The sequence below is a fragment of the Aliiroseovarius sp. B-4 genome (genome assembly GCF_056857795.1).
The window spans coordinates 84,672-97,946 of sequence record NZ_JBSXNV010000029.1; the positions used below are offsets into that span (position 1 = coordinate 84,672).

General features: G+C 59.6%; 16 protein-coding genes. 5 read left to right on the top strand and 11 right to left on the bottom strand.

Annotated elements, in window-relative coordinates:
* Positions 1–13: 13 nt before the first annotated feature.
* The 4 genes from AC13C8_RS03665 to ypfJ form a co-directional block, all read right to left on the bottom strand.
* Complete coding sequence (locus tag AC13C8_RS03665) at positions 14–1,366, bottom strand: TRAP transporter large permease (RefSeq protein WP_091429978.1); 1,353 nt, start codon at positions 1,364–1,366, stop codon at positions 14–16.
* Positions 1,363–1,947: a TRAP transporter small permease gene (locus tag AC13C8_RS03670; protein ID WP_482846402.1), complete on the bottom strand. Its 585-nt coding sequence runs from the start codon at positions 1,945–1,947 to the stop codon at positions 1,363–1,365. The genes AC13C8_RS03665 and AC13C8_RS03670 overlap by 4 nt, the downstream gene beginning before the upstream one ends.
* 111 nt (positions 1,948–2,058) lie before the next feature.
* Positions 2,059–3,096, bottom strand: coding sequence for a TRAP transporter substrate-binding protein (locus AC13C8_RS03675; protein ID WP_091429975.1), 1,038 nt, complete (start codon positions 3,094–3,096; stop codon positions 2,059–2,061).
* A gap of 294 nt (positions 3,097–3,390) precedes the next feature.
* Positions 3,391–4,230: a KPN_02809 family neutral zinc metallopeptidase gene (ypfJ, locus tag AC13C8_RS03680; RefSeq protein ID WP_091429973.1), complete on the bottom strand. Its 840-nt coding sequence runs from the start codon at positions 4,228–4,230 to the stop codon at positions 3,391–3,393.
* Between the two features lie 167 nt (positions 4,231–4,397).
* Between ypfJ and AC13C8_RS03685 the strand changes: the two genes are divergently transcribed.
* Together AC13C8_RS03685 and AC13C8_RS03690 are read left to right on the top strand one after the other, a co-directional pair.
* A complete protein-coding gene (locus tag AC13C8_RS03685) occupies positions 4,398–4,976 on the top strand; it encodes a YqaA family protein (protein ID WP_091429971.1) in 579 nt (192 codons plus the stop codon).
* Positions 4,973–5,449 (top strand): disulfide bond formation protein B, encoded by a 477-nt coding sequence (locus tag AC13C8_RS03690; RefSeq protein ID WP_091429969.1) that lies wholly within the window; start codon positions 4,973–4,975, stop codon positions 5,447–5,449. The genes AC13C8_RS03685 and AC13C8_RS03690 overlap by 4 nt, the downstream gene beginning before the upstream one ends.
* Here the strand turns inward: AC13C8_RS03690 and AC13C8_RS03695 are convergent, their stop codons facing one another.
* Entirely contained in the window at positions 5,450–6,193 is a 744-nt protein-coding gene (locus AC13C8_RS03695; RefSeq protein ID WP_091432235.1) for an RNA methyltransferase, read from the bottom strand.
* A gap of 82 nt (positions 6,194–6,275) precedes the next feature.
* Here AC13C8_RS03695 and AC13C8_RS03700 point away from each other — a divergent pair, with 82 nt between their 5' ends.
* Together AC13C8_RS03700 and AC13C8_RS03705 are read left to right on the top strand one after the other, a co-directional pair.
* Positions 6,276–6,605, top strand: a complete 330-nt coding sequence (locus AC13C8_RS03700; protein WP_482846403.1) for a TfoX/Sxy family protein — start codon at positions 6,276–6,278, stop codon at positions 6,603–6,605.
* Positions 6,606–6,687: 82 nt separating this feature from the next.
* Positions 6,688–7,317, top strand: a complete 630-nt coding sequence (locus AC13C8_RS03705) for a thiamine phosphate synthase (protein ID WP_091432233.1) — start codon at positions 6,688–6,690, stop codon at positions 7,315–7,317.
* Here the strand turns inward: AC13C8_RS03705 and olsA are convergent.
* The 3 genes from olsA to AC13C8_RS03720 form a co-directional block, all read right to left on the bottom strand.
* Positions 7,314–8,150, bottom strand: a complete 837-nt coding sequence (olsA, locus tag AC13C8_RS03710; protein ID WP_091429966.1) for a lyso-ornithine lipid O-acyltransferase — start codon at positions 8,148–8,150, stop codon at positions 7,314–7,316. The two genes, AC13C8_RS03705 and olsA, sit on opposite strands and share 4 nt — an antisense overlap.
* A complete protein-coding gene (gene olsB, locus AC13C8_RS03715) occupies positions 8,147–8,923 on the bottom strand; it encodes an L-ornithine N(alpha)-acyltransferase (RefSeq protein WP_482846404.1) in 777 nt (258 codons plus the stop codon). Before olsB ends, olsA begins: the two co-directional genes overlap by 4 nt.
* 106 nt (positions 8,924–9,029) lie before the next feature.
* Positions 9,030–9,221: a DUF3553 domain-containing protein gene (locus AC13C8_RS03720; RefSeq protein ID WP_091432231.1), complete on the bottom strand. Its 192-nt coding sequence runs from the start codon at positions 9,219–9,221 to the stop codon at positions 9,030–9,032.
* A 25-nt stretch (positions 9,222–9,246) separates the two neighbouring features.
* On the opposite strand from AC13C8_RS03720, the gene AC13C8_RS03725 reads away from it, so the two are divergent.
* The gene (locus AC13C8_RS03725) at positions 9,247–9,846 is read left to right on the top strand and encodes a histidine phosphotransferase family protein (RefSeq protein ID WP_482846405.1); all 600 of its coding nucleotides are present in this window, start codon (positions 9,247–9,249) and stop codon (positions 9,844–9,846) included.
* 6 nt (positions 9,847–9,852) lie between these two features.
* Here the strand turns inward: AC13C8_RS03725 and AC13C8_RS03730 are convergent, their stop codons facing one another.
* Genes AC13C8_RS03730 through obgE form a run of 3 tightly spaced genes read right to left on the bottom strand, consistent with a single transcriptional unit; the run spans position 9,853 to position 13,256 of the window.
* Positions 9,853–11,100: a glutamate-5-semialdehyde dehydrogenase gene (locus AC13C8_RS03730; protein ID WP_482846406.1), complete on the bottom strand. Its 1,248-nt coding sequence runs from the start codon at positions 11,098–11,100 to the stop codon at positions 9,853–9,855.
* Between the two features lie 30 nt (positions 11,101–11,130).
* Entirely contained in the window at positions 11,131–12,237 is a 1,107-nt protein-coding gene (gene proB / locus AC13C8_RS03735; RefSeq protein WP_091429957.1) for a glutamate 5-kinase, read from the bottom strand.
* Positions 12,225–13,256, bottom strand: coding sequence for a GTPase ObgE (gene obgE / locus AC13C8_RS03740; RefSeq protein WP_482846407.1), 1,032 nt, complete (start codon positions 13,254–13,256; stop codon positions 12,225–12,227). Before obgE ends, proB begins: the two co-directional genes overlap by 13 nt.
* Between the last annotated feature and the right edge of the window lie 19 nt (positions 13,257–13,275).

Below are 13,275 nucleotides of genomic sequence, written 5' to 3' on the forward strand. Positions count from 1 at the left end.
GTTTTTATTGCTGCTAGAACATCACCCCGACCAGCCACAGCGTGATGCCCGGAAAGGCGACCAGAACCACAACGCGGATCAGGTCGGACAGCACGAAGGGCGCGACCCCGCGATAGGTTGCCGACATCGGTATATCGCGGGCCATCGAGTTGATGATGAACAGGTTCATGCCCACCGGCGGCGTAATCAATCCGACCTCGACTACGATCAGGGCAAGGATGCCGAACCAAATGCCCGCCTCTTCAGGGGTCAGACCGAAATCCAGCACCTCGATGATCGGATAGAAGATCGGGATGGTCAGAAGGATCATCGACAGGCTGTCCATGACACAACCGAAGACCAGATAGGCGATCAGCATCAGTGTCAAAACCACCAGTGGCGAAAATCCCTGTCCTGTGACCCATTCGGCCAGCATTTGCGGGGCCTGCGTGAAGGCAAGAAACGAGTTGAAGATCTGCGCGCCCAGCACGATGAAAAAGATCATCGCAGTGGATTGCGCAGTGGACAGGATGCTGTCCAGAAACCCCTTCCAGGTCAGCCCGCCGGTCATCACACCGTAAAGCCCGGTGGCAACCGCGCCTACGGCGGCGCCTTCGGTTGGGGTGAACAAGGCTTGCACACCAGTCTTGGTCCAGTTCCAGTCCGCAGCGATACCGCCCATCACCAGACCAAAGATCACCACCACCGGCCAGATCGACAACAAAGTCCGGAACCGGTGCGCATAGGGCACCCGATCCGCGGTGGTGGCGCTGTCTGGATTGATCCGCACCATGACGGCCACGGTCAGCATGTATCCAAGCGCGGCGAGGATGCCCGGCACCAAGGCGGCGATGAACATTTTTACGATGTTCTGCTCTGTCAGGATCGCATAGATGACCAGAATGACCGAGGGCGGGATCAGGATACCAAGTGTCCCGCCTGCGGCCAGAACGCCGGTGGACAGGGCGTCGGAATAGCCACGCTTTCGCATTTCCGGCAAGGCCACTTGCCCCATGGTAGAGGCCGTCGCCAGCGACGAGCCACACACCGCGCCGAAACCCGCACAGGCCCCGACGGCGGCCATGGCCACTCCACCCTTGCGGTGGCCAAGCCAATCGCTTGCAGCCTCGAACAATGCGCCGGACATGCCGGATTTCGTCGCAAACTGCCCCATCAGCAGAAACAGCGGCACGATGGACAGCGAATAGCTGGAGAACGTGTCATACGACAGCGTCTTGAGCTGGCTCAGCGTCACTGATGGATGCCCCATCAGGTACCAGATGCCGAAAAACCCGGTCAGCCCCATGGCCAACCCGATGGGCAGGCGCAGAAAGATCGCAAGCAGCATCAGGGCAAAGGCGACAATCGCCAGTTCGATCCCGGTCATACCCGTTCCTCCTTGCCATCAAGCACCCAGTTGAAAGACCGCCAGACCGAATAGGCCGCGACAATCATAAAGAATGCCGCGCCAACCAAGCTCAGACCGAAAGGGATCCATAGGGGTATTTCAAGTTCATAGGTGCTTTCGGCAAAGAAGGGTTTCGCCCCCATGCCAAGGACATTGCGCAGACCGTCCGAACCGAACGGAAACTTCTCGCCGAACCCCAACCACAGCCGCCACAGGATGATGAACGCTGCCCCCGTCAGGAACAGATCCCCGATCAGTCCAAGGACCGCCTGCATCCTGTCGGACAGTTTGGAAATAAAGATATCGACCGTGACATGACCGCGCTTGAACTGGCACCATGGCATGAAAGCAAAGACCGCAATCGCGCATCCCATCTCAACGATTTCATAGTCGCCTTTGACGGGGCTGAGACCGAAACCCGAAAGCGTCCGCCCGATGATCGAAATCACCGTTGTCAGTGCAATTGCGACCAGAACCGCCCCGCCGGAATACGCCATCCAACGACTTGCGCGTTCCAACCAGCGGCCAACCCGTATCTGTGCCGATTTCGCGATTGCCAAAGCTATCCCCTGTTTATCTGATGCCGGGTCGGCGTGCCTTTTTCGATGCACCACCTTTGCGCAAAAAAAACTCCGGGCAAACCCGCTGCCCGGAGCTGTTTTTATCGTCGATCAGTTGTCGGCATATTTGGCGACAAGCTCTTTGGCATAGGCCACCATGCCTTCACCATCCAGGCCTTTGGAGGTCATGTCAGCCGCCCAGGCTTCAACCTGTTTGTCGCCAATGGCCCGGATTTCGGCCACCAGAGCCGGATCAAGCTCGTGAATGGTGTTGTCGGTGCCCGCCACAATCTCGCGCCCGATCACGTCGCCCTTGTCGAACGAGGCGCCGGCCCAACCCGAGGTCTCAAGTCCCGAGTTGGCGTCGATCACCGCTTTCAGGTCGTCCGGCAGGTTGGCATAGGTGTCCTTGTTCATCGCCCAGATGAAGAACGTGTTGTATAGCGAGCGATCGCCGGGAAATTCGGTGTGGCTGTCAGCCAGTTCATGCACCTTCAGCGGTGGCACGATTTCCCATGGGATCACCCCGCCATCCACAACGCCCTTGGACAGTGCTTCGGGGAAGGTCGGAAGCGGCATCCCGATGGGGGATGCGCCCAGTTCTTCAAACAACGCATTGGCCTGACGCGACGGTCCACGCAGTTTCAGCCCTTGAAAATCCTCAAGTGCCTTTACCGGTTCACCCTTCTTGTGGACAACACCGGGGCCGTGGACATGGGTGGCCAGAAGTTTGACGTCGCTCATCCGTTCCATCAGGTATTTTTCCGAATACTCCCACGCCGCCTTGGAGGAGGCTTCGGCGTTGCGGCCCGTCATGAAGGGCAGTTCGAACGCTTCTGCTTCGGGGAAACGGCCCGGCGTATAGGCGGGCAGCGCCCACCCACAATCAATCACGCCATCGCGTATCTGGTCATACAGCGCCTGAGGTTTGCCGCCCAGCTGCATGGCCGGATAAAGTTCAACCTTGATCCGACCACCGGATTCCTGTTCGATCTTTTCGGCCCATGGCGTCATGAAATAGAGCGGCGTGGACCCAGTCGGCGGTAAAAAGTGCTGACATCTCAGCGTGACTTCTTGCGCGAAGCTGGCTCCGGCGGTCAGCCCAAGTGCTACAGCGCCAACAAAAGCAGTTTTCATGGTGAATTTCATTTCGCTTCCTCCCAAACGCGAACTATGTCCGGTCTGCCACTGGCGGTTCCACCGCCTTACAGACAAACCGATAAAAACAGGCTCTTTGCCGTCACGCAAGTATTATCGACTGCACGGTCGGGTTTGCTTATGATCCTGTCGCTGAAATATTCGTAAACAAAACTCGTTGCATGCGCAACAACCTTGTAAACAAGACGATTTTTCCGCTACTTAACGCATGTAATATTGGCGTATGTGCATCCACGTCGGACGCTGTCGGTTCAATTCCCGAACCAATCCAAAAAGAATCACCGTTCAGATCTGGTCCGCCGAGAAGGTATCGCAACTGCGCATATCGCGACTCTCATAGCCCCGTAGGAACCAGTTCTGGCGCTGTTCGGATGTGCCATGGGTAAAGGTGTGCGGCATCGGTATGCGGCCTGCACTGCGTTGCAGCGTATCATCACCGATCTGACGAGCGGCGTTCATCGCCTCGGCCACATCGCCACGTTCCAGCGAGCCAAACCGTGCCTGCGCCTCGCGTGCCCAGATGCCCGAATAGCAATCTGCCTGAAGCTCGATCCGAACCGAAACCGCGTTAGCCTCGGCTTCACCAACCTGCGCGCGGATGGAATTGGCCTGCCCCAGAATGCCCAACTCGTTCTGCACATGGTGCGCCACCTCATGTGCAACCACATAGGCCGCCGCGAAATCCCCTTTTGCGCCCAACTGTCGGGACAGTGTGGTGAAAAACGAGGTGTCCAGATAAACCTTGCGATCCCCCGGACAATAGAACGGTCCGGTCGCACCAGACGCACCGCCACAGGGGCTTTGCGTGACACCTTTGTAAAGCACCAGCGTCACCGGATTGTAACTCTGCCCAACTTGAGTTCGAAACAGTTCGTCCCAAACTTCTTCGGTATCGGCCAGTGTGACCGAGACAAACTCACCCTCCTGCCGGTCGGCCTCGGTGATTTCGCCGCCGCCGCCCGATCCGAGCGTTCCGCCGCCTTGCAGGAATGGGGTAACGTCAACACCCAGGAAATAGCCGATGGCCAACACCGCCAAAAGCCCAAGCCCGCCGACCTGCGCCGCGCCCCCTGCCCGGCGTCGATCTTCGATGTTCCGACTTCCGCGCCGGCCTTGCCATTTCATCGTGATGCTCCCTTTGCCCACCCGAAAACCGAAGCATCGGACCATTGTACTATCGTTTCACAGCCAGTTTACCGGCCATTCGACTTCTATCAAGCCATGATGTCCCGCCTGTCCCTTGACGTCACGCACGGGGCGTGGTTCGTGAGCAAAAAGCAAGAGGCACGCAGATGATCAGGCGTCTTTACGATTGGACCATGGGATTGGCAGACACGCGCCACGCGTTGTGGGGGCTGGCGTTTGTGGCGTTTCTGGAAAGCTCGGTCTTTCCGATCCCACCCGATATCCTGATGATCCCGATGATCATCGCCCGCCCGTCGCGCGCTTTCGTGATTGCCACGGTCGCGCTGGTCGCGTCCGTCCTCGGCGGGGCGTTTGGCTATTTCATCGGGTGGGGTCTGTTTGAAAGCGTCGGCCAGCCTGTGCTGGAATTCTATGGCAAAACCAACGAGTTTGGCCACTTTGCCGAAACCTATAACCAATGGGGCGCCTGGGCTGTGCTGATCGCGGGTGTGACACCGTTCCCCTACAAGGTCATTACCATTCTGTCCGGCTCCACCGGCCTGAACTTTGGCGTTTTCATGGTCGCCAGCGTGATTGCAAGAGGCTTGCGTTTCTTTGTTGTCGCGGCCCTTTTGTGGAAATTCGGCGCGCCGATCCGCGACTTCATCGAGCGGCGTTTGGGTCTGATGTTCATCCTGTTCGTCGTGATCCTGATCGGCGGATTTTACACGGTAAAATATCTATGAGATTTCTTGACCGCTTCACGGCGAACCAGTTGATCGCCTTCGCAGCCATCTCCTCGGCGCTGATCCTTGGCGGCGCATTCGTCTTTCAGGCCTTGGGCTATGCGCCCTGCAAACTGTGCCTGTGGCAACGCTGGCCCCATGCTGCCGCCATCGTGATCGGAGGCGTGGCACTTTCGACAAAGCAGAAAGCGCTTGCCTGGCTTGGCGCGCTGGCGGCAGCAACGACATCCGCTATCGGCTTTTTCCACTCAGGCGTTGAACGCAAGCTGTGGGACGGCCCAAGCTCGTGCACCGGCAGCGGTGTCGCAGATATGTCTGTCGATGACCTGCTGTCGAAAATCAACGATGCGCCGCTGATCCGCTGCGATGAAATCCCATGGGATCTGTTTGGTGTCACCATGGCGAACCTGAACGCGGTCGGCGCGCTCGTGTTGGCGATCATTTGGGTGGTGGCGGCCACCCGAAAAACCTGATCAACCCTGTTTGCCTCGCAACAATTGGCGCAGGATACCGTGAAAAATCTGCACATCGGCGCGCGTCATGGGCATCCTGCTCCACATATTGCGCAGCGTGGTTTTCATGACCGGCGCCTTGGTCGGCGGATAGAAGAACCCGGCCTCATCCAGTCGAGCCTCGTAATGCTCCGCCAGTTTTTCAACCTCGATGGACGGTGCGCGCTCAGAGCCTGCCCATTCCATCACCTCGTGCTGAAACTCGGTGGTCTGGCGCCGCCATTCATAGGCGGTCAGAAGCACGCATTGCGCAAGGTTCAAAGACGCAAACCCGGGGTTCACCGGCACCGAAATGATCGCGTTTGCCCGCGCCACCTCGCCATTCTCAAGCCCGGTCCGTTCCGGCCCAAACAGGATCGCCACCTTCTTGCCCTCTGCCCGCATCGCGCGCGCCTCGGCCATGGCGCGTTCAGGGCTGAGGATCGGTTTCGCCAAATCGCGCGAACGCGCTGTCGTGGCGTAAACATAGTCGCAATCGCCGATCCCGTCCGCGAGCGTGTCATAGACCCCCGCCCCGTCCAGCACCCGGCCCGCACCAGACGCCATGGCCACCGCTGATTGGTTCGGCCAACCGTCGCGCGGGGCGATGATGCGCATCCGCTCCAGCCCGAAATTCAGCATCGCGCGCGCCGCTGCCCCGATGTTTTCGCCCATCTGCGGACGCACCAGCACGATTTCGGGCTGCGGCCCCAGATTATCCGTCATGTGATCCGCCAATGCCGACCCTTCCCTTTGATTGGGCGCGTGATACGCTGAGCGCAGCATCAGGGCAAGCATGAGGTCGCGCATGGCATATGACGAAGGAATCTATGAGCTTTTGAAAGACGATCTTTCAGCGACCCACGGATTGTCCGAAAAACGGATGTTCGGCGGGATCGCTTTTATGCTGAATGGCAACATGCTGTGCGGCGTGCACAAGGATGGCGCGATGTATCGCGTTGGCAAGGTAAATGAAGCCGCTGCGCTGGCGCTGCCCGGGGCAGAACCCATGGCGTTCACGGGCCGACGCATGGGCGGCTTCATCGAGGCGGGTCCGGACGCAATGGCAGATGATGACACGCGCGGCGACCTGCTTCGCTTGGCGCTGGAATATGTCGCCTCGCTGCCTGCGAAGTGACGCCGATCCCCTTGTCAGGCTTGCAAAGACGCTCTAGCCGTCTATGAAGCAGCAAAACACCCCACGAAGAGGATCGCGCGCGATGGCCGAGACAGTTTTCGAACTTCCCCAGCTTTATCTGGTGACACCGCCCGAATTTGAGCTGTCGCAGTTTCCCGATCAGCTCGCCCGCGTGCTGGACGCCCATGAAACCGCCTGTCTGAGGCTATCGCTGGCCACAACGGACGAGGACCGCATCATGCGCGCCGCCGACGCTTGCCGCGAAGTGGCCCATACGCGCGACGTGCCGATCGTGATCGCGGACCACGCTCTGATGGTTGAACGCCTGGGGCTGGATGGGGTTCATCTGGGGGATGGCGCGCGCCGGGTGCGCAAGAGCCGCGACGATCTTGGCCACGACGCCATTGTCGGAGCATTTTGCGGTGCCTCGCGCCATGATGGCATGACGGCTGGTGAAGTGGGCGCAGATTACGTCAGCTTCGGGCCTGTGGGCGCGACCGCACTTGGCGATGGCACCCGGGCCGAGGCGGACCTGTTCGATTGGTGGTCCAAGATGATCGAAGTGCCCGTGGTGGCTGAAGGCGCGCTGGACGAAGACACCATCCGTGCTTTGACACCCGTCACCGATTTCTTCGCCATCGGGGAAGAAATCTGGCGCACGGACGACCCATCGGCGACGCTGGCGCGGCTTTTGGGTGCAATGACCGGTTAAGTCGCCTGGTCCTTCAAATCGTCCAATCCGCTTCGAACGGCGGTTTCGCAATAGGCCGCCAGTTCTTTCCGACCGGCAAAGTCAGACACCTTGACCGGCGCGTGATAGACCACTTCAACCCGGCCCTGCCGACGTGCGGCAAGCGTTTGCACCAGATGCGGCGCAAAATCCATATCGCCCCACCAGCCGTAAAAACGTGGATCGGCACCATGGGGCGCGATATAGCGCACCGTGACCGGCTGAACCCACATGAAATCTCGCATTTCAGGCGTAAAGAACGCGGCGAAAAGCGTTGATTTGAAAGGCAGAACGCGGCGCGAGTCGCTGGATGTGCCCTCCGGAAAAAAGAGCAACTTGTGGCCGGCCTGGAGGCGTTCGCGAAAGACCTCGATCTGCATTGTGGCTTCGCGCCGGTCACGGTTGATAAACACGGTGCCCGTTGCGCGCGCCAACCAGCCGATACCGGGCCAACCCGCCACCTCGGATTTCGACACGAAATAGACGCGCTTCCTGGCGTTAAGCGAGAAGATATCAAGCCAGCCCGCATGGTTGGCAACCACCGCCCCCTTCTCGCGCATGGGAGTTCCGATCGCTTTGAAGGGGATGCCAAGGATCACAAACGCCACACGGCAGACAAATTGGGTGATGTGCGGTGTGATCGGTCGCCTGATGCCGCACAAGGGCCGCTCGATCAGTCGGATAAGCAACAGCACGACCAAACCGCCGAAAACAAGCACTGCCAAGGGAAACCCGCGCGCGACGATAAGCAGCCAATCTGCACCAGACGGACGGAAGGGATGCGGCTCTGGCTCACCATGCCACTGGGCGGTCATCTGTGGGACTTTCCGGTGTAGATTGCCTTGTGTTTCTCACTCATCTGTTCGGTGTCCATGATCAGGCACACATCCGTCGTGTTGAACTCATGGTCAACATAGGCCCCTTCCCCAACAAAGCCACCCAGCCGAAGATAGGCCTTGATCAACGATGGCACCGCCCGCATCGCGGCAGGCCGGTCGATATGATCCGCATCGATCAGGTTCATGGATTGAAAATGCGCAGGTTGAGCTTTGACCCGTAACGCTTCGGGTGCCAAGTGGCGGTGATGCAGCAAGGACAAAGGCGCTGCCAATGCGTTGATATCCGTGCCATGAAACGAGGCGACACCAAACAGAAGCTCGATCTTGTGCTCTGCCACATAGTCGGCCAACCCGGTCCAGAGAAGCATCATCGCGCGGCCGCCACGATAGTCAGGATGAAGGCAGGAACGCCCTAATTCCAACAGCTTACGACCCGAAGTTCGTAGTGGCGTAAGATCATATTCATCTTCGGAATAAAACCGCGACAAGCCGTTTCCGGTCGTCGACAGCCGATCCCCCCTCAGCAACCGATAGACGCCCACGGCAGGGCATCCTTCACGGGCCTGATCGAACAGAATCAAGTGGTCAAAATAGGGGTCAAACGCGTCACGTTCCAGCCGCGCGTCATGATCGACCAACTTGCCCGTTCCGCCCAGTTCAGCCACGAAAACGTCATAGCGCAATCGCTGGGCAGCGATCAGGTCAGCCTCGTCTCGGGCCAGGCGCAGGGCAAAATCGGGTTTGGGCATCGTTATTAACGTTTTGCTAACTTTGCTGGGCTTTTATGGTGGTGGCTTAGGGTTTGCAACTGAGTGGGTGGCTCGTTATGATTGTATTGCTTTCCGATGATTTACTTTAAGTTGCTTGCGGAGGTTCAAAAACCGGGATCAGGTCTATGCGATCCGAAACAATCACCTGCTTGCCAGCATGCTCAAAATTCACCGTGATCTTGCCGCCGATATTTGATTGCACCTGCCCTACGCCCCAGTCCGGTTGGTTCGGATGACGCACCAACATACCCGGTTCCAGCATCGATCCCAAATTCATCCGTCTTCCTTTCAAGGTATCTTCCATGACCCAACAAGACCGCGACCTGACGTCCCTTATCGGCTCTCGTATCTGCCATGATCTTATCAGCCCTCTGGGCGCGATCGGCAACGGCGTTGAACTGTTGCAGCTTTCCGGTTTGGCCGATAGCCCGGAAATGGCGCTGATCGCAGAAAGCGTCACCAACGCCAACCTGCGCATTCGCTATTTCCGCGTGGCCTTTGGTGCTGCATCTGAAGATCAACTGATCGCAGAACACGAAATCCGTGCCATTCTTGCGCCCGGCGTGGATGGTCGTAAGATTGAAGTAGACTGGCACCCCACCGGAAACCAACCGCGCTGCGCGGTCAAATTGGCTTTCCTGATCCTTCAGTGCTTTGAGACCGCAATGCCTTGGGGCGGTCGGATCGAAGTGCGCCGCGACGATGCACACTGGCGGATACAGGGTCAGGCGGACAAGATGAACGTGGACACCGTTCTATGGAACATGGTCTCGACCCTGCAAAGCGACGCCGACGTGCCCCCGGCGCAGGTTCACTTCGCGCTGGTTGGGCCCGAACTGGCCCGCCAAGGTCGCAATGCCGGCGTGACCATAGCAGAACATTCGATCAGCGTGGAGTTCTAGGAGATATCACGCGCGGGTCGTGCCGTCCCCTTCGACCAGATATTTGAACGATGTCAGTTGCGCCGCGCCCACCGGCCCGCGCGCGTGCATCTTGCCAGTGGCGATGCCAATCTCAGCGCCCATGCCGAACTCGCCTCCGTCCGCAAACTGGGTCGACGCATTGCGCATCAGGATCGCGCTGTCCAGCCGGGTGAAGAACCGTTCGGCAGTCGCGTCGTTCTCGGTCAGGATCGCATCGGTATGAGACGAAGAATAGCGGTTGATATGGTCAATCGCCCCGTCCACGTCGTCGACTATCCGGGCCGCGATGATACTGTCCAAAAATTCCTTGCCCCAATCGTCCTCGGTGGCAGCGATGGTGCCCGTCAGCCCGTCGCCCGCATGCACCTCGACCCCGGCATCCATAAGATCATTCAACACCTTCTGTCCCAAGATGACCGTATCGCGGTGAATCAACAGGCACTCGGCCGCGCCACAAATTCCTGTGCGTCGGGTCTTGGCATTCATCACCACCCGTGCGGTCTTGTCCGGGTCGGCGTCCTTGTCGATATAGATATGCACGATGCCTTCAAGGTGTGCAAAGACCGGCACACGCGCCTCGCGCTGGACCAATCCCACCAACCCCTTGCCGCCACGCGGCACGATCACGTCGATGTAATCGGTCATTGTCAGCATCTCGCTTACCGCTGCTCGATTTCGGGTCGGCACACGCTGGATGGCATCCACAGGTAAACCCGCGGCACGCAATCCGTCTTGCAAACAGGCATGGATCAGCCCGGCAGAATGAAAACTCTCGGACCCGCCACGCAGGATCACCGCATTCCCCGCCTTCAGGCACAGCGCACCCGCGTCCGCGGTCACGTTCGGACGGCTTTCATAGATCACGCCAATCACACCCAATGGCGTGCGGACGCGTTTGATATGCAAGCCCGAGGGACGATCCCATTCCTCAAGCACCTCGCCCACCGGATCGTTCTGCCGCGCCACGGCGCGCAACCCGTCGCACATGCCCTTGATGCGATCTTCGTCCAGCATCAAGCGGTCCATCATGGCGGGCGACAGACCCTTGTCGCGACCAAACGCCATGTCTTTCTGGTTGGCATCGGCAATTTCGGCCCGCCGGTCCCAACAGGCATCCGCAGCCGCCAGCAGGGCCTTTTCCTTGGCCCTTGCAGGAGCGAAGGCAAGCACCTTGGCCGCATCGCGCGCGCGGCGTCCGATCTCGGCCATCATGGACGTGATGTCTTCGCTCATGGTTGATCTCCGTTCTCTTGATCGCTGTCCTTACAGGGCCATGTCGTCGCGATGGATCAGGGCGGCGCGGCCCGGATAGCCCAGAATGGCCTCGATCTTGTCCGACCGCTGCCCCTTGATCGCCCGCGCTTCGTCCGCAGTATAGCGGCTTAGGCCAGCGCCCAGATGGGTTCCATCGGACCCATGTATTTCGATCGGGTCGCCGCGCTGAAAATCACCCCGCACCGCGGCCACCCCGGCAGGCAATAGCGATTTGCCCGAGCGCAGCGCGCGTTCGGCCCCCTGATCGACCACCACCGCGCCGCGCGATTTCATCGACGCAATCCAATGTTTCCGCGCTGCTTTCGGGTCGGTGCGCGCAGTGAACAAGGTGGACGCCGCGCCTTCGGCCAAGGCAGATAAGGGGTTCATTCGCGACCCCAGCGTGATCGTCATGTCACACCCTGCCCCGGTCGCGGTTTTCGCGGCCATCACCTTGGTTTTCATCCCGCCTTTAGACAGACCCGTGCCCGCGTCGCCCGCCATCGCCTCAATCGCGGGCGTGATTGCGTCGATGACGTCATAGCGCGTGGCGGCGGGATCGTCCTTGGGGTTGCCGGAATAGAACCCATCCACGTCCGACAGCAAAACCAGATGGTCGGCCCCAACCGTGACGGCCACCTGCGCGGCCAGCCGGTCGTTGTCGCCAAAGCGGATTTCATCCGTGGCCACCGTGTCATTTTCGTTCACGATGGGCACAACGCCCAGCGACAGAAGCGTCTCTAACGTGGCGCGTGTGTTCAGGTATCGGCGGCGATCGGCGCTGTCCTCCAGCGTCACCAGCACCTGCGCGGTGGTCGCACCCAAGGGGGCGAGTGCCGTTTCGTAGGCTCGCGCCAGCCGGATTTGCCCGACCGCAGCAGCCGCTTGCGACTGTTCCAGCGACAAGGTGCCCAAGGGCAACCCCAACACCCCGCGCCCCAAGGCGATGGAGCCAGAGGACACCAGAACCACATCCGCCCCACGCGCCTTCAGCGCAGCCACGTCGGCGGCCAGAGACTGCAACCAATCGGATTTCAATGTCCCCGTCGCGACATCGACCAGAAGCGCCGAGCCGATCTTGACCACGATACGGCTGGCCTTCGTCAGGGTTGCCACGTCTGTTGCTCCTCTCGGGGTTTCTGGCGGATGCGGTCCTCGGAAATCTCTTTACGCAAAGCACGCAGCACGTCGGTGGTCCCTTCATGAGCGACACCGGACATCAACATCACTGGGCCGGCGACGGCCTCAAGCATCTTGCGCTTTTCTGCGCGTTCCTCGTCATCCAACGCGTCGATCTTGTTCAGTACGGTGACGCGGGGCTTGCCGCCCAGAATGTCGCCATAGGCTTCGATCTCGGTGATGATGGTTTGCCAGTCTGCCACCACATCTTCGGACGTGCCATCGACCAGATGCAGCAAAACGGAACAACGTTCGACATGGCCAAGGAACAGATCGCCAAGACCCCGCCCTTCCGACGCACCTTCGATCAGGCCGGGAATGTCGGCCACGACGAATTCGGCGTTGTCAACACCGACCACTCCCAGATTGGGGTGCAGCGTGGTGAAGGGATAATCCGCAATCTTGGGCCGCGCGTTCGAGGTCGCGGCAAGGAATGTCGATTTTCCCGCGTTCGGCAGGCCCAGCAACCCCACATCAGCGATCAGCTTCAGACGCAGCCAGATCGTGCGCTCGACGCCTTCCTGCCCCGGATTGGCGCGGCGCGGCGCGCGGTTGGTCGAACTGGTGAAATGCAGGTTTCCGAACCCCCCATTGCCGCCCTTGGCCAGCACAAAACGCTGCCCGACCTCGGTCATGTCGACAATCACGGTCTCTTGGTCTTCGTCCAGGATCTCGGTTCCCACAGGCACCCGCAGGACAATATCGTCGCCGTCTGGTCCGGTGCGCTGTTGCCCCATGCCGGGGCGCCCGTTGCCTGCGAAAAAGTGTTGTTGATAGCGAAAGTCGATCAGGGTGTTCAGCCCGTCAACGACCTCGATGACAACATCGCCACCGCGTCCGCCATCCCCACCATCGGGACCGCCATATTCGATGTATTTCTCGCGCCGAAACGACACGCAGCCCCCGCCGCCGGAACCCGAACGGATATAGACCTTTGCGAGATCGAGGAATTTCATCGGGCGCACGCCTTTTCTG